The sequence below is a fragment of the Streptomyces sp. B1866 genome, assembly GCF_031932565.1.
Taxonomy (GTDB): Bacteria; Actinomycetota; Actinomycetes; order Streptomycetales; family Streptomycetaceae; genus Streptomyces.
The window spans coordinates 32,531-47,544 of the sequence record NZ_JAVSCF010000018.1 but is presented as its reverse complement, the minus strand read 5'-3'; the positions used below and the strand labels follow the sequence as shown (position 1 = coordinate 47,544).

Annotated in this window: 9 protein-coding genes and 3 pseudogenes; 7 read left to right on the top strand and 5 right to left on the bottom strand. The window is 73.7% G+C overall.

Features of this window, described 5'->3' with window-relative positions:
• From RKE29_RS05085 to RKE29_RS05065, 5 genes and pseudogenes are all read left to right on the top strand, one after another.
• Positions 1-272, top strand: a pseudogene (locus RKE29_RS05085) (ATPase); the annotation flags it as partial.
• Positions 273-436: 164 nt separating this feature from the next.
• The gene (locus RKE29_RS05080) at positions 437-1,396 is read left to right on the top strand and encodes a hypothetical protein (protein ID WP_312003811.1); all 960 of its coding nucleotides are present in this window, start codon (positions 437-439) and stop codon (positions 1,394-1,396) included.
• A gap of 89 nt (positions 1,397-1,485) precedes the next feature.
• Positions 1,486-2,464 (top strand): annotated as a pseudogene (locus tag RKE29_RS05075) (D-alanyl-D-alanine carboxypeptidase family protein); the annotation flags it as partial.
• A 274-nt stretch (positions 2,465-2,738) separates the two neighbouring features.
• On the top strand, positions 2,739-3,161 hold the full coding sequence (locus RKE29_RS05070; RefSeq protein WP_312003810.1) for a YjbQ family protein: 423 nt from the start codon (positions 2,739-2,741) through the stop codon (positions 3,159-3,161).
• A 271-nt stretch (positions 3,162-3,432) separates the two neighbouring features.
• Positions 3,433-3,660 (top strand): annotated as a pseudogene (locus tag RKE29_RS05065) (recombinase family protein); the annotation flags it as partial.
• Between the two features lie 379 nt (positions 3,661-4,039).
• Here RKE29_RS05065 and RKE29_RS05060 read toward each other — a convergent pair.
• The 4 genes from RKE29_RS05060 to RKE29_RS05045 form a co-directional block, all read right to left on the bottom strand.
• Positions 4,040-5,371: a UDP-glucose/GDP-mannose dehydrogenase family protein gene (locus RKE29_RS05060; protein ID WP_312003809.1), complete on the bottom strand. Its 1,332-nt coding sequence runs from the start codon at positions 5,369-5,371 to the stop codon at positions 4,040-4,042.
• 28 nt (positions 5,372-5,399) lie between these two features.
• Positions 5,400-6,419: a UDP-glucose 4-epimerase GalE gene (galE, locus tag RKE29_RS05055; protein WP_312003808.1), complete on the bottom strand. Its 1,020-nt coding sequence runs from the start codon at positions 6,417-6,419 to the stop codon at positions 5,400-5,402.
• Between the two features lie 86 nt (positions 6,420-6,505).
• Positions 6,506-8,317 (bottom strand): glycosyltransferase family 2 protein, encoded by a 1,812-nt coding sequence (locus tag RKE29_RS05050; protein WP_312003813.1) that lies wholly within the window; start codon positions 8,315-8,317, stop codon positions 6,506-6,508.
• 154 nt (positions 8,318-8,471) lie between these two features.
• Positions 8,472-9,437: an NAD-dependent epimerase/dehydratase family protein gene (locus RKE29_RS05045; RefSeq protein WP_312003812.1), complete on the bottom strand. Its 966-nt coding sequence runs from the start codon at positions 9,435-9,437 to the stop codon at positions 8,472-8,474.
• Between the two features lie 526 nt (positions 9,438-9,963).
• On the opposite strand from RKE29_RS05045, the gene RKE29_RS05040 reads away from it, so the two are divergent.
• Positions 9,964-11,106: a glycosyl hydrolase 53 family protein gene (locus RKE29_RS05040; RefSeq protein ID WP_312003807.1), complete on the top strand. Its 1,143-nt coding sequence runs from the start codon at positions 9,964-9,966 to the stop codon at positions 11,104-11,106.
• 636 nt (positions 11,107-11,742) lie between these two features.
• On the opposite strand, the gene RKE29_RS05035 is transcribed toward RKE29_RS05040, so the two are convergent.
• A complete protein-coding gene (locus RKE29_RS05035) occupies positions 11,743-12,201 on the bottom strand; it encodes a hypothetical protein (protein ID WP_312003806.1) in 459 nt (152 codons plus the stop codon).
• 1,478 nt (positions 12,202-13,679) lie between these two features.
• On the opposite strand from RKE29_RS05035, the gene RKE29_RS05030 reads away from it, so the two are divergent.
• Complete coding sequence (locus tag RKE29_RS05030; protein ID WP_312003805.1) at positions 13,680-14,951, top strand: wax ester/triacylglycerol synthase domain-containing protein; 1,272 nt, start codon at positions 13,680-13,682, stop codon at positions 14,949-14,951.
• The last annotated feature ends 63 nt before the right edge of the window (positions 14,952-15,014 follow it).

Genomic DNA, 15,014 nt, shown 5'->3' with positions numbered 1-15,014 from the left:
TCCTGGGCGCGGCGGCCCGGCACGCGGCCGAGGCCGCCGCGGCGGTCTGCCCGCCCGGCGCGGACCGCGAGGTGGCGCTCACCGGCGGCCTGTTCCGGCTGGGCGAGCCGCTGCTCGCGCCGCTGCTCGCGGAACTCGCCGCGCGGCTGCCGCGGGCGCGGGTGTCCGTGGCGGCGGGCGATCCGCTGGCGGGCGCGGTGCTCATCGCCGGGGCGCTCGCGGCGGACGCGCTGCGCCTGCCGCGGGACCCGGCACTGCTGCGGGTGCTGTAGACCGCGTACGGCCGGTGCGGGACGACCGTATGCCGTACGGACCGGGCTCGTCGCCCCCACAACGCCGCACTCTTCCAAACAGTTTTCACCAAATTAGGACAATACACCCCGCAGTAACCCCCAGTCGAACACCAGAGCCCGCCGAGGGGCTACCATGCGGCGCCATGAGTTCCCCCACGGGCCCCGCGTCAGGCCTGCCTGTCCGCATGCCGCGCCCTCGCCAGCCCGGGCGGCACCGCCGTCCGGAGCCCGTGGCGGCGCCCGAGGGCGCGCCGCCGCTGGTGCTCGCCGTCCCCGGCGTCTGCGACGCGGCCGTACGCGGCCTGGCCGAGGAGATCGTGAGCATCGCCCGGTCCGAGCTGCCGGGCCTGGACGCGCGGATCGGCTACCTGGACGGCGACGGCGTCGAGTTCCCGCACCTGACCGTCGTGCTCGCGCGCGCCGCGGCCGAGCGCACCGGGACCGCCGACCGGCCCGCGGAGCACGCGGAGCGAGAGCCTGAACAGGACGCCGGGCCGGAGGCGGCCGAACGGCCCGCCGCTCCGGGCGACGGCCTCGCGGCGGTCGTGGTGCCGCTGCTGGCCGGCCCGGACGCGACACTGACCCACCGGATACGCCAGGCCGTCGCCGCCGCCGGCGTGCCCGCCGAGGTCACCGACCCGCTCGGCCCGCACCCGCTGCTGGCCGAGGCCGTGCACGTGCGCCTGTCCGAGGCGGGTCTGGCCCGCGCCGACCGCGCCCGGCTGTTCACCGTCGCCACCGCCGCCGACGGCATCGTGCTGGCCGCCGCGGGCGGCCCCGCCGCGGCCCAGGCCGCGGGCATCACCGGCATGCTGCTGTCCGCGCGACTCGCCCTGCCGGTGATGGCCGCCGCGCTGGACCAGGAGGGGGACGTCGCCCGCGTCGCCGGCGAGCTGCGCTCCTCCGGCTCCGCACAGCTCGCGCTCGCGCCGTGTGCCGTCGGCCCGGAGGTGGCGCCGGACCTGCTGGCCCGGGCGACCGCCGAGGCCGGCTGCCCGGCGGCCGAGCCCATCGGCGCGTACCCGGCCGTGGGAGGCCTGGTCGTGGCGAAGTACGCCACCGTCCTCGGCATCACCCCGCGCCCGTCCGCCGCCATGCGCTGACACGCCGCGGCCACCCCGCCGCACATCGTCCTACCACCTGATGAGAGCATGCGCTGCGCAGACAGTCATCTCCAGGAAGCGGAGCGCATATGGAACGTCATGGGGGAAGGCCGGTTCGCCGGCGGGGGGCGACGGCCGTCGCGGCGACGGCGGGGTTCGCGGTCACACTGACGGTGGCCCTTCCGGCCGCCACCGCGCAGGCCGCGAGCGGACCTTCGGGCATCAGCGCGAAGGGCGCGTACCTGTTCGACAGCGGCGCGGGCCGGGAGCTGTGGGGCAAGAGCGCCGACACCCGGCGCCAGATGGCCAGCACCACCAAGATCATGACAGCGACGGTGGTGCTGGAGACGCGGAACGTCGACCTGAACAAGCAGGTGACGATCAAGCAGGAGTACCGCGACTACGTGTCCCGGCAGGGCGCGAGCACGGCCGACCTGCGCAAGGGCGACAAGCTGTCCGTGCGGCAGCTGCTGTACGGGCTGATGCTCCCGTCGGGGTGCGACGCCGCGTACGCCCTCGCCGACACCTTCGGCAGCGGCGACACGATGGCCAAGCGCACCAAGTCCTTCATCTCCAAGATGAACGACAAGGCGCGGTCGCTGGGCCTGCGCAACACCAGGTACGACTCCTTCGACGGCATCTCGCAGGGCGGCGACAACTACACCACGCCCCGCGACATGGCGAAGCTGGCGGCGCGCGTGCTGAAGAACGGCACGTTCGCCGCGGTCGTGAAGTCCACGAGCACCAAGCAGAAGGCGTCCAACGTCAACCGGACGTACACCTGGTACAACACCAACCAGCTGCTCGGCTCGTACAGCGGCGCCGTCGGCGTGAAGACCGGCACCGGCACGGCGGCCGGGCCCTGCCTGGTGTTCGCCGCCAAGCGCGGCAGCCGCACGCTGGTCGGGGTCGTCCTGAACGACTCCAACCGGTACCCGGACGCCAAGAAGATGCTCGACTGGGGATTCGGCACCCGCACCGCGATGANCCAAGAAGATGCTCGACTGGGGATTCGGCACCCGCACCGCGATGACGCTGCGCACGCTGCCCAAGGGCGCGCAGCGGGACTGACGACCGCCGCTTCCACCACCTTCCGGGGTCCGCCCGTCGCCACGACGGGCGGACCCCGTCCTTTGTGCCCGCCCGGCGCACGGCGGCCGTCCGTACGCCGGGGCCGGCGCGTCGGCCGCCCTGCACGGCCGAGCACCCCCGCCGCCCCGGCGGGCGGACCTCCCCCGCCCGTCCGACGCCACGCCGGATCCGCTCCCGGCCGGCACCCCGCCCGCGCCGACACACCGGAGCCCGCCCGCGCCCCGCGGGGCCCGGGCGTGAGGATGGGCGCATGGCCGACACCTTCACGACCCGGATCATCGACGTCACGACCGGGTCCACCGAGACCGTGCACGACCTGACCGACGCGTGCGCGTCGTTCCTCCGGGACGTGGCCCGCGGGCGGGACGGGCTCCTGAACGTCTTCACGCCGCACGCCACAGCGGGCCTGGCGCTGATCGAGACGGGCGCGGGCAGCGACCGGGACCTCCTGGAAGCCCTCCGCACGCTGCTCCCCGCCGACGACCGCTGGCAGCACCGGCACGGCTCCCCGGGACACGGACGCGACCACGTCCTGCCCGCGCTCGTTCCCCCGCACGCGACGCTGCCGGTGGTCGGCGGGGCGATGGAACTGGGGACATGGCAGTCGGTCGTCCTGGTGGACACCAACGTCTCTAATGTCAACCGTCAGGTTCGGCTGAGCTTCCTGGGTTGACCGAGATCATCCTGGGTGCGGCCGCCAATCCTCCTTACTCTGCGCGCGGAGCAGGAGAGGACCTTGAGCGGTACGGACCCGGAGATGACCGATCGCCCCTGCGACGGATGCGGCAGGTGCCTGCTCGGCGTGCGGCGGCTGTCCCACATGAAGGCGGCCACCACCTCGCCCGAGCGGCAGTGCGACGACGTCCTGAGCGCCGCCGCGTCCGTCGGCGGGCACATCATCGGCTGGGCCGACGGCTGGGAGGTCTCGTGGGGCCACGGACCCGATGACGAGGCCCAGGCTGGGCCCGTGGCTGCGCGACGAGAAGGGTCCGTACGACGGCCTCGTCGCGGCCGCCGTGGACCGCCTCGGGCGCAACGTGGTCGACTGCCTGAACACCGGCTACAAGATGCGCGACGAGGGCAAGCTGCTCGTCGCCTACGGCCACGACGGCCCCTGGAACCTGGACGACCCGGCCGACGAGAACCGCTTCACGATCGAGGCGTGGGGCGCCCAGATGGAGCTGCGCGCGATCCAGCGGCGCAACCGCGGCACCACGGTGAAGACCAGGGCGGCACGGGGCGGCTGCCCCGGGGAAGTCACTGACATCGGCCCGCCCCGCGTTCCCTTGAGATCACGCCTTGCCGGTACCCCGGCCCGAGCCTACGGCCCGCGGCCACCGGCCGGCAGCCGTACCGCGGGACCCGGTACGGCCGGTGCCGGCCGCGGTACGCCGAGGCGCTCGGCCGGCGGGCGTACGTACGGCGGCCGTACGGCGTACGTGCCCCCGGCATACACGCGGCATGCCGCCGCGCGGCCCGCCCGGCGAGCCGGGGCAGGAGCCCCATGGCCCCGCGGCCCGGGACGCGGCGGAAGGCCCCGGGCCGGGCAGGTCACGCGGCCGGGGCGAAGGTGCGGCCGAGCGCGCGGACGGTCCAGCCGGCGGACTGCCAGCGCTCGGCGGGCAGGGCGTTGCGGGCGTCGACCACGGCCGCGCGGCGGACGACCCGGGCGAGCACGGCCGGGTCGAGGTCGCGGAACTCCTGCCACTCGGTCAGGTGCAGCACCACGTCGGCCTGTTCGCACGCCTTCTCGGCGTCGGGCGCGTAGTCCAGGGACGGGAACTGGGACCGGGCGTTGCCCATCGCCGCCGGGTCGTAGACACGCACCTGGCCGCCCTGGAGCTGTACGGTCGCGGCGACGTTGAGCGCGGGGGAGTCGCGGATGTCGTCACTGTCGGGCTTGAAGGCCGCGCCGAGCACGGCGACGTTGCGGCCGAGGAACGAGCCGCCGACCAGCTCGCGGGCGATGTCCACGGTGCGCCGGCGGCGGCGCATGTTGATCTCGTCGACCTCCCGCAGGAAGCGCATCGCCTCGCCCGCGCCCAGCTCCTGGGCGCGGGCGAGGAAGGCGCGGATGTCCTTGGGCAGGCAGCCGCCGCCGAAGCCCAGGCCCGCGGACAGGAAGCGCGACCCTATGCGGTTGTCGTAGCCGATCGCCCGCGCGACGGTGGTGACGTCGCCGCCGGCGGCGTCGCACACGTCGGCGATGGCGTTGATGAAGGAGATCTTGGTGGCGAGGAAGGCGTTGGCGGACACCTTCACCAGCTCGGCGGTGGCGAAGTCGGTGCTGATCCACGGCGTCTGGTCGGCCTGGAGGATCGGCGCGTACACCGCGCGCAGCAGCTCGTCGTCGGCGGGCGAGCCGACGCCGACCACGAGCCGGTCGGGGTGCAGGGTGTCCTGGACGGCGTAGCCCTCGCGGAGGAACTCCGGGTTCCAGGCCAGCCGGGCGCCCGCGCCGGCCGGGGCCAGCCCGGCGAGCCGGGCGGCGAGGCGGGCGGCGGTGCCCACCGGTACGGTCGACTTGCCGACCACCAGCGTGTCGCGGTGCAGGTGCGGCGCGAGCGCGTCGATCACCGCGTCGACGTACCGCAGGTCGGCCGCGTCGGACCCGGGACACTGCGGCGTGCCCACGCAGACGAAGTGCACCTCCCCGAAGTCCGCCGCCTCGGCCGCGGAGATGGCGAAGCGCAGCCGGCCGGCCTCGACGTTGCGCGCGAGCAGCTCGCCGAGGCCCGCCTCGTGGAACGGCGGCCGGCCGGCGGCGAGCGCCTCGACCTTGGCGGAGTCGACGTCCACGCCGAGCACGTCGTGGCCGATCTCGGCCATGCACGCGGCGTGGACGGCGCCGAGGTATCCGGTGCCGATGACGGTAAGACGCATGGGTGACCTCCCTGTCGCGGAAAGCGGATCAGCCGGCGTAGCCGGCCGGGTGGAGCCGTTGGAAACGCCAGGCGTCTTCGCACATGGCGGCCAGGTCTCGGGTGGTGCGCCAGCCCCAGGCCCGCTCCACCCGCCGCGGGTCGGCGATGAGCGTGGCCACGTCGCCGGCGCGGCGGGGCTCGACGCGGTACGGGATCGGCCGGCCGGCGGCCCGGGAGAACTCGGCGAGCAGGGTCAGCACCGAGGCGCCGGTCCCGGTGCCGAGGTTGAACACGCGCAGTCCCGTCTCGTCGTCGAGGTGGTCCAGCGCGACCCGGTGGCCGTCGGCGACGTCCACGACGTGGATGTAGTCGCGCACGCCGGTGCCGTCGGGCGTCGGGTAGTCGTCCCCGTAGACCGGCAGCTCGGGCAGGCGTCCGACGGCGACCTGCGCCATGTAGGGCAGCACGTTGTTGGGCACGCCGGCCGGGTCCTCGCCGATCTCGCCGCTGGGGTGGGCGCCGATCGGGTTGAAGTAGCGCAGCGCGATCACCGACAGCCCGGGGTCGTACGCGCAGGCGTCGGCGAGCAGCTGCTCGCACAGGTACTTGCTGCGGGCGTACGGATTGGTGGGCGCCGCGGGGGAGTCCTCGTCCAGCGGCACGGTGCTGGTCTCGCCGTAGACCGAGCAGGACGAGGAGAACACCAGCCGCCGCACGCCGTGCTCGTTCATGGCGTGCAGCAGCGCCGTGGTGCCGCCGATGTTGATGTCGAAGTAGGTCAGCGGGATCCGGGTGGACTCGCCGACGGCCTTCTTGGCCGCGAAGTGGATCACCGCGTCGAAGCGGTGCGCGCGGAAGACCTCCGCCAGCGCGGCCCGGTCGCGCAGGTCGGCCCGGTGCAGCTGGACCGGCCGGCCGGCGAGCTTGTGCACCGCCTCCACGGCGCCGGGCGAGCTGTTGGAGAAGTCGTCGACCACGACGACCTCGTGTCCGTGGGAGAGGAGCTCGACGCAGGTGTGGCTGCCGATGAAGCCGGCGCCGCCGGTGACGAGGACGGTGCTGGTCATGGGGGTTCTCGCTTCCTTGTCAGATCCTGGCTGGGGCGCCCAGCGGCCCCCGCGCCGTCCCGGGGCGGGGCGGCGCGGGGCCGGCGTCACCGTCCGAAGACGGCGTGGAAGTACGCGGGGTAGCGGGCCACGGCGACGGCCGCCGACACCGCCACCAGTACCGCGAGCAGCAGCGGCAGCGCCGCGGTGGCCCGCAGCGCGGCCCGGGTGCGCACGCCGGCGCCGCGGGCGGCCTCCCGGGCGTGCAGCAGCGGGACGAGCAGCGCGACGACCGCGTACGTCACCGCGCCGAGCAGGCACAGGAACGCGTAACCGGCCTGGTCGGTGTGGGACTCGGCGTACAGCGCCGCCCCGGCGAGCGCCGCGCTGAGCGTGACGAAGGGCAGCATCAGGCGGGTGGGCAGCGGTTCGAGGCCGCCGGCGGACTTCGGCGTGACCTTGAAGGTGATCGGGCGGGGCCGGACCCGCTGCACCACCGCGGCCGCCACGCCCCAGGCCACGAACGGCCAGCGGGTCAGGCAGTAGAGGTAGTTCTCCCAGCTCAGGATCGGGGAGCGGGACGGGCGCAGCAGCCCCCTGCGGCGCAGCAGGACCACCATGGCCAGCACCCACACCGACAGCGACCACCAGCGCAGCAGGAACTCCGGATAGTCGACCTGTATCCAGGGCGAGCCGTCGACCGCGGCCACCGGCGCGAGGGCCAGCCCGCCGACCGTGGTGGCCGCCAGCAGCAGGTAGAAGTCCAGCGCGTACAGAAAGCGCAGCCGCAGCCGCCACGGCAGCCGCGGCACGTGCCGGGGGACCAGGCCCAGCAGCAGGGTGGTGAGGCTGCGCGACCACTGGAACTCCTGCACCAGCATGGCGGAGAAGGTCAACGGGCCGTCGCCGTGCGCCTCGGCGTCGATGGCGAAGACGCCCTGCCAGCCGGCCGAGTTCAGCAGGAAGCTGGTGGAGAAGTCCTCGGCGAGCTCGGGCCCTATGCCGCCGATGTCGCGCAGGGCGGCGGTGCGCACGGCGTAGTGCGAGCCGATGCACACCGGCGCCAGGCCGGCGCTGTGCCCGAGTTGCGCGGGGCCGTGGAAGGTCGCCTCGCGGTGCAGCCGGCCGCGGGCCGCCCAGGACTGGTCGGCGTTGGCGTCGCAGACGCTGGGCGCGGCGACGTAGCCGACGGCCGGGTCGGCGAAGGGGCGGACCATCTCGGTGAGGTAGTCCGGGTCTGGCACGTGGTCGCAGTCGAGCTGCGCCACCACGTCGTATCCGGCGTACCCCTCGGTGTCGTAGAAGAAAGCGAGGTTGCCCTCCTTGCACCGGGTGCGGCGGGGCCAGGTGGCGCGGTGGTAGGCCGCCACCCCGTGGCGGGTGGACAGGCGCACGCCGTGTGCGGCGCACCAGGCCGCGATCCGGTCGTCCGGCGACTCGTCGCACAGCCATACGTCGTAGGGCTGCGGGTAGCGCTGGGCGAGCATCGCCTCCAGGGTGGTCCGGGCCACCGCCCACGGCTCCGAGGGGGCGCGGGTGACCACGAAGGCCACCCGCAGCGGCGGGACGCCGATGCGCGGGTCGACCCGCTTGAGCCGGTTGACGCCGATCACGAAGTAGACCGGCATCACCGACAGGTAGAGCAGGATCCCGCTGTTGACCACGATGCCGGTCCAGCCGACCCGGTGCGAGGGCTGGAGCCACCAGACCCAGAACAGCGCCAGGCAGACCAGCCACCCGGCCGTCAGGATCGCGACCAGGGCGCGGTCGCGGGGGCGCAGCACCGGCACGAAGGTGCCACGGGAGAGCCGGCGCCGCCGGGCGAAGGCGCGGTCGAGCAGGGGCCCGTCGGGGCGGACCCGGGTGACGCGGCCCTGGGAGAGCGCGATCACGGCGTCCGCGGGGGACCCGGCGGGTATGGAGGGGGCGGGGCGTACCGCAGACTCCGGCTCCGGATCCCGGTGGGCGGCCGGGCTGGCGCCCGGGTGCAGCGTACTCACGTACCGGACTCCGATCGTTTGACGCCCGTCGGCGCCTCCCCACCGGGGAGGCGCCGACGGGGGTGGGGAGGGATCAGGCGGCGGCGGCGCGGTCGACGGCCGGTTCGCCGTCGAGCTGACCGCCGGCGAGCGCGGCGCGGGCCGCGGCCACCTCGTCCGGCCGGTCCCTGAAGTACCGGACCGTGCGGGCCAGCCCCTCCTCGGTGGACACGAGCGGGCTCCACCCGAGCACCTGCTGGGCCCGGGTGATGACCGGCCGGCGGCGGGTGGGGTCGTCGACCGGCAGCGGGTGGAACTCGACGGGGCTGTCGGCGCCGGTCAGCCGCAGGACCAGGGCGGCGAGTTCCAGCACCGTGCGCTCCTGGGGGTTGCCCAGGTTGACCGGGCCCGGCTCGGCGGAGTCGAGCATCGCGACGATCCCGCGGACGAGGTCGTCGACGTAGCAGAAGCTGCGCGTCTGCGAGCCGTCGCCGTAGACGGTGAGCGGGTCGCCGTTCAGCGCCTGCGCGATGAAGCTCGTCACCACCCGGCCGTCGTGCGGGCGCATCCGCGGCCCGTAGGTGTTGAAGATGCGGACGACGCCAGTGTCGGTGCCCAGGTGCCGCCGGTACGCCGCGGTGGCGGCTTCGGCGTAGCGCTTGGCCTCGTCGTAGATGCTGCGCGGGCCGACCGGGTTGACGTTGCCCCAGTAGTCTTCGTGCTGCGGGTGGACCAGCGGGTCGCCGTAGACCTCGCTGGTGGAGGCGAGCACGAAGCGGGCGCCGCTGCGGTGGGCCAGCTCCAGCGCGAGTTCGGTGCCCCTGCTGCCGACCGCGAGCGTCTCCAGCGGCATGCGGTGGTAGTCCGGCGGGGACGCGGGGCTGGCGAGGTGGACGACGGCGTCGACCGGGCCGGCCACGGGCAGTTCGGCCGCCACGTCGGCCCGTACGAAGGTGAATTCGGGTGCGGTCGTCAGGTGCGCGATATTGCTGCGCCGACCGGTCGAGAGGTTGTCCGCGCAGACGACCGAATCACCACGCGCTATCAGTGAGTCGCACAGGTGCGAGCCGAGAAAGCCCGCCCCTCCGGTAACGACGATACGCACGGCTCTCCTCAGATGGGGAAGAAGTTGGGACTTCCGGCCGCAATGGTGGGGTCATTACCGGATCCGTCTTGTCGGGGCGCTCACTATGCCATCGTTTACCACCCTTGGTAACGCCAGGTAGGCGTGATGCTTGCCACTCTGAAACGCGTGCCTGTGCCACGGATCGGAAAAGGTGGTTCCGGAGCCGGACGGCGAAGTCCGGCGCGTGTCAGTATGAATGGCGCCGGGTACACGTGTCACGGGCCCCGGGAGGGTTTACCGACGGACACCCGGCGCGCAATAAAAAACTGACTGTCGCGGTGCGCAACCACGCCCGTGTAAATAGTGTGTAAAGTGATCCCCGGTGGGACGGGAAACGGATTCCGGTCCCCCCTTTTCCTCCGGGTACCCGGAGTACCGGGCTGGGACTACGGTGGGACCTCCTCGCGTCCGCGCCTCGTCCGCGCCCGCACCACACCTCGCCTAGACCGCGGAGCCCCACGTGCTCTCCCGCAGAAGCCTGTTGTCCACCGCGCCCCTGCTGACGCTCGCGGCGGCCGCCGCCTGCGCCGGGCCCTCCCCCCGGCGCGGCGGCGGGCCGCGGCCGCTACGGGGCGCGCTGGCGGTGCGCGGCGCCGACCTGTCCTCCCTGCCCCAGGAGGAGGCCGCCGGCCGGCGCTTCGGCGACGCGGGACGCACCGGCCCGGCCGAGCGCCTGCTCGCCGCCCGCGGCGCGACCGCCGTCCGGCTGCGGGTCTGGGTCGACCCGGGTCCGGACGGCTTCGGCCTCGCCGCCGCCCTGCACCTGGCCCGCCGCGCCCACGCGGCCGGCCTGCGCGTCGTGCTGGACCTGCACTACTCCGACAGCTGGGCCGACACCGCCCACCAGACCACGCCGAAGGCATGGGCCGGACAGGACCTGCGGCGGCTTGCCGCCACGGTGCGCGACTACACCCGGGACGTGGTCGAGGCGTTCGCCGCCCAGCGCACCCCGGCGGACATGGTCCAGATCGGCAACGAGATCAGCCACGGCATGCTGTGGCCGCACGGCCGCATCGACGCCCCGGGCCGCGAGGAGCGGTGGGACGGCTTCCGTACCCTGCTCGCCGCCGGACTGCGCGGCGCCGCAGAGGCGTCGGCGCCGCCGCGTACCGCCGTCCACATCGACGCCGGCGGCGACAACGCGCGGGCCCGCCGCTTCTACGACCACCTGGCCGCGGCCGGCGTCCCCTTCGACGTGATCGCGCTGTCCTACTACCCCTTCTGGCACGGCTCGCTGGCCGCCCTCCAGTACAACCTCACCGACCTCGCGGCGCGCTACGGCAAGGACGTCCTGGTGGCCGAGACGGCCTACCCGTGGAAGCTGCCGGCGGACGACGGCTGCATCGTGACCCGCGCCGACCAGCTCCCGGACGTGGCCCGCTTTCCGGCGACGCCCGCCGGGCAGGCGGCCTACTTCGAGGCGCTGCGCGCCCTCCTCGCGGACCTTCCGGGCGGCCGCGGCCTGGGATTCCTGGCCTGGGAGCCCGCCTGGGTGCCCGGAGTGCGGGCGAACCGCCGCCAGGAACGGCTCTACGCCAACCTCACCATGTTCGACTGGTCGGGCGCCGGGCTGCCCTCGCTGGCCGCCTTCCGTCCCCGGTGACCCCGGCGCGCACCGGCGCCCGACGCGGAGGTGAAAGCGCGCGGCGGGGGCGCTCGCCACGCCGGAAGCGCTGATTCCAGCGGTACGGCGCGGGGGCGGCCGCCGGGACCCGCGGCCGCCGTACCGGCAGGAACCGGCCGCACGCCGACCGTCCCGGCCACCGCCCACCCGGCTCGTCGGGGCCGCCGACGCCCACCGGGGCCGTACCACGTCGCGCTCCACCACTGGTCGGGCTCTGCTCGCGCGCGGCCGGACGTTGGCCCGAAAAGCGCCTGCGCGCGGATGCGGGGAACCGGCGCGCGCCAGCGCGCGAGCGTCCCGGGCACCCCGGCGTGCTCGCCCCGGCGCCTTGGCATGTGCACCGGCCGAGCGGAAGAGTGCTGCGCGGCCCGCGCGCGTACGCCAGGGCCGTGGCGCTCCTGGAGAACGAGATCGCCGAGCACCGCGGCGGCCGCTGACGGGGTCCGGCGTCGGCCGTGCCACACGAGGGGAAGCACGAGGGGCCGGCCGACGGCCCGCCGGGGACCGCGCCCGACAGGTCGCGGCGGCGGCCTGTCGGGCCCGTGGCGGGGTCAGTCGACCGTCCAGTGGAAGACGTGCCGTTCCGGCATGTCAGGGACCCGGAGACGGGATAAGTCAACGGTCGGCGTGGCCCAGAATGTCGCCGCGTTCGCTGATGAATTCCGCGCTGCTGAGGTAATAGCCCGCAGGGACGCCGAGGTCGGTGAGTTCTCCCCTGCGCCACAGGCAGGCGTGCGGGTTGCCGGTGTCGGCGTGCTCAAAGTACCCCACGACCTCCCGGCGGTCGTTGACGTCCTGAGCAACTCCCGGGCCCTGGCCGGGGACAGGCAGGTCCATGGTTGTGCCCTCGCTGCACAGCACGGGCCGTTCGGCTCCGGGTCTGGCAACGGTTCCTACCACGTCACCGCGGTCGTTGAGGGCACGACCCCAGCCCGCGCAGCCTTCGGGCACGCCGAGGTCGGTCAGCTTCCCGTGCTGCCAGACGAAGGCCCAGACGCCGGTGTAGCTTTCGGACGTGTTGTGACTGCCGGCTTTCCGGCCGTGCCGGTCGGGTCCTACCGCGCGGGTCCACATGCCGGAGTTCCCGAGGCCGGAGAGGTCGGTGGTCCGGCCCCAGGGGCCAAAAGAAGTAGTACCCAGCTGAGCCGGTCCCGTATCCGCCGAGGACATGGCCGTGGTCGCTCAGCCCGTACGTGTACGAAAGCGTCCGCGCCGCGGCGGGCGGCCGGATCCGGCCGGGTCTCCCGCGCCCGTCGGGGGTACGCCCGGCTTCCCGGACGACCGCGAGAACGTCGTCGCCGGGCGGCAACGACTGCGCGGGCGAACTGGCGCGGTTTGTCCAGGTAGCCGAAGCCTTCCGTTCGACGCGCCGGACACGGCGGGGCAACCGGCGCCGGCAGCGCGGTAGGGCTGACGAGTTGGGTCGCCCGGCGAAGGAGAGCTCCTGAGCCAGCCGTGTCGCTAGCCGAACTGGTGAGGTGGGGCAGGAACCCGTCCCCGCCTCGCTCCAAGGGTGCGAGGTGGGCCCGTGAGGAGTTACCGTAAGTTGCCCTAGCGGAGGTTGGCGGATACAAATGTCGATAGTGCCAACCGTCAGGTCCGGCTGTCTTTCCTGGGCTGATTCGGAATCATCCCGGGTGCGGCCGCCAAACCTGCTTGCTCTGTCCGCGGAGCAGGAGAGGAACCTTGAGCGGTACGGACCCGGAGATGACCGAACGAGCCCACGACGGATGCGGCAGGTGCCTTCTCGATGTGCGGCGGCTGTCAGGTGAAGTGGCAGGGGGACGACGGCCGGGCGCTGCCCGTCGGTGGCGCTCGGGGCGTCCGGCCGTCCGAGCAAGTCAGGCGCCGCTGATACAGGTGTCCTTCTCGCAGGTCTGGCCGCAGCCGTCGCCAGGGTCAACCCCACGGGGCTGCCGCACGGAATGAGCCTGCAAAAAAGTGGCCGCACTCGTTCCGATTTCACCGCGTTCACGTATCCGCAGGCCCCGGACTTGCTCCGGACGACGCGCGGGCGACAGACAATAACGTGTGCTGAAATTCCGGCGAGCCTGTCAAGGGCGAAGTGGTCGGCGGTTCCGCTGACGCGCGCGCCGGGTCGGGTTCTGTTTTCGCTGCGCCATGCCGCTTCCGATCGCGCCTGAAATCTCTTCATTCGGTGCCGGGTATCGGGCTCTGGGCGCCGCCAGGAGCAGGGAGGGCGTAGTGGCTCCGCGCGTTCCAAGAGAGTCGCCGCAGACCGTGGCCGCGATGATTAGAACAACCCGTTCCGCCGAGGGTCCCTCCACGTATGACGTCGCGCATACGTTTCCCGGGCAGAGCGGTTTTTCGGCGCGCGCTCTCACGCTCGCTGCCCGGCGAATCCCCGTGGTCCCTGACGCGTTGCGCGAGGTTTCGGATCTCACCGCCGACGCCGGTCTCGTAGAGGGCGTCCCGGCTCTCGGCCCAGCCTGCCGGACTCCTCCCTTCCGACCGGCCCGGACCTGGCGAACGCCCCAGCGGCCGCCCACCGCCCGCGCACGCCACGCAACCACCTCACGCGGAGGGACCCCATGAGTGCTCGCCCCGGCCCTCTCGGCACCCCGGACACCAGCGTCCCCCAGTCCTCGATCGACCGCGCCCTGCTGGACGAGAGCCGATTCGGCGGAGGCTGCATGCACCTGGGAGCCGTGCTCCTCTTCGACGGTGACCCGCCGGGCCTGGACGCGCTCGCGGCTCACCTCACCGAACGCCTCCCGCTGGCCCCCGAGTTGACGTTCCGCGCCGCAGGCACCGCCCGCAGGCCGAGGTGGGAGCCGGACCCCGCGTTCGACGTCCGCAACCATCTCCACCTGGCCGCGCCCGCCCCAGGGCCGGGCCCCCTCGCCGACCGTGTGATCAACGCCATGCTGGGCCTGCCGCTCGACCCCGGCCGTCCCCTGTGGGGGCTGTGGGCGGTCCCCACCGGCCACGGACACGCCCTGTGCTACCGCGCCCACCACGGCTACCAGGACGGCCAGGCCGCCGCCCGTACCGTCAGGACGCTGTTCGCCCCCTCGCCCTCGCGCCCCACCAGGCGTCCCACCACACCACCGGTCCCCCGCCTTGAACCTGGCGTGGTCAGGGACGTGCTGCCCCTGCTGCGGCGGCCCGCCCGCTGGTCGGCCCTGGACGCACCGCCCGGCTCCCGGCGCCTGGCCACCACCACGGACACCGATCTCACCCGGCTCAAGGCCATCGCCCGCACGACCAGCACCACCGTCAACCAGGTGTGCCTGGCCCTCGTCACGTCCCTGCTGCGAGGCTGCTTCCCGCGCGACTGGCCGCACCCCCGCCAGACGGTGCGCACCGCCATGGGCCTGAGCCTGCGCTCCCCCCGCGCCCCGTACCCGTGCCTGGGCAACCAGTCCGGCGCCGACCACATCGCGCTTCCGTGCGGCGAACCCTCCGCTCCGCGCCGTCTGGAAATCCTGCGCGAGCGGATAACGCCCGAGCATCTGGCCCAGGTCAGACGGCACCAGGCCGCCCTCCTCGGGCGCCTTCCTCGCTGGAGCGGCAAGTTCGTCGTGCGGGTGTCCACCCACCCCCGGTTCGTGCAACTGGCCGTGGTCGACATCCGCGGCCGCACCTCGGTGGCATTCGGCGGCAGGCAGGCACAGGCGGTCTACGCCCTGCCCCCCTGGATTCCCCGCCAGCCCCTGATGATCACCTGGATCACCTACCGGGACCGCCTCCACGCCACCTTCCTGGCCTCTGACGAATTTGCCGGCCGCACCCTACTCGCCGACCTGTGGCACCAAGCCGTCGACGACCTCGGCCGGGAAGCCCGCGTCCGCACCCTGTGAAAGGCACCGCGACACGCTCCACAGCAGAGGCCCGCACCAGCGGGAACCAGCACCTGCCCACCC

Coding starts and splice junctions, on each gene's coding strand:
- RKE29_RS05080 (WP_312003811.1), top strand. CDS start 437: ATGAGTTCCCCCACGGGCCCCGCGTCAGGCCTGCCTGTCCGCATGCCG.
- RKE29_RS05070 (WP_312003810.1), top strand. CDS start 2,739: ATGGCCGACACCTTCACGACCCGGATCATCGACGTCACGACCGGGTCC.
- RKE29_RS05060 (WP_312003809.1), bottom strand. CDS start 5,371: ATGCGTCTTACCGTCATCGGCACCGGATACCTCGGCGCCGTCCACGCC.
- galE (WP_312003808.1), bottom strand. CDS start 6,419: ATGACCAGCACCGTCCTCGTCACCGGCGGCGCCGGCTTCATCGGCAGC.
- RKE29_RS05035 (WP_312003806.1), bottom strand. CDS start 12,201: ATGTGGACCCGCGCGGTAGGACCCGACCGGCACGGCCGGAAAGCCGGC.
- RKE29_RS05030 (WP_312003805.1), top strand. CDS start 13,680: ATGAGTGCTCGCCCCGGCCCTCTCGGCACCCCGGACACCAGCGTCCCC.